At 74.9% G+C, this 863-nt stretch carries 1 protein-coding gene; it reads left to right on the top strand.

Translation table 11 applies throughout. The features are described 5' to 3' along the window. Positions 1-863, top strand: an 863-nt coding sequence (locus AB8Z36_RS41545; protein WP_369218503.1) for a molybdopterin oxidoreductase family protein, incomplete at both ends; no start/stop codon positions are given.

An 863-nucleotide genomic window follows, 5' to 3' on the forward strand; every position in this document is an offset into this window, starting at 1 on the left:
GTGCTCTCCTCGCGGGTGCGCCTGACCGAGCCCCTCGTGCGGGACCCGGCCCCCGGCAGACTCGCCCCGGCCACCTGGGAGGACGCCCTGGACCGGATCGCGGGCGAGCTGTCCCGCACGCGGGCGGCACATGGCGCGGACGCGTGCGGGGTGTTCGGCGGCGGCGGCCTGACGAACGAGAAGGCGTACGCGCTGGGCAAGTTCGCGCGGGTGGTGCTCGGGACGTCGCAGATCGACTACAACGGACGGTTCTGCATGTCGTCGGCAGCGGCGGCGGGGCAGCGGGCGTTCGGGCTCGACCGGGGGCTGCCGTTCCCGCTGGAGGACATCCCGCGCACCGGATGCGTGATCCTCGTCGGGTCGAACCTCGCGGAGACGATGCCGCCCGCGCTGCGGTATCTGACCGAACTCCGGGAGAACGGCGGCACGCTGATCGTCGTGGACCCCCGGCGCACGCGCACCGCCGAGCAGGCCGATCTGCATCTGGCGCCGCGCCCCGGCACGGACCTGGCGCTCGCGCTCGGCCTGCTGCACCTGGTCGTGGCGGAGGGCCGCACGGACGAGGCGTTCATCGCGGAGCGCACCAGCGGATGGGAGGAGGCTCGGGCGGCGGCGATGGCGCACTGGCCCGAACTCGTCGAGCGGATCACCGGGGTGCCCGTGCCGCGGCTGCGGGAGGCCGCGCGGCTCTTCTGCGACGCGGAGGCCTCGATGGTGCTGACCGCGCGCGGACCCGAGCAGCAGTCCAAGGGCACCGACACCGTCGGGGCGTGGATCAACCTCTGCCTGGCCACGGGGCGTGCGGGACGGCCGCTGTCCGGGTACGGCTGTCTGACCGGGCAGGGCAACGGCCAGGGCGGGCG

Source organism: Streptomyces flavofungini (assembly GCF_041028215.1).
Taxonomy (GTDB): domain Bacteria; phylum Actinomycetota; class Actinomycetes; order Streptomycetales; family Streptomycetaceae; genus Streptomyces; species Streptomyces flavofungini_B.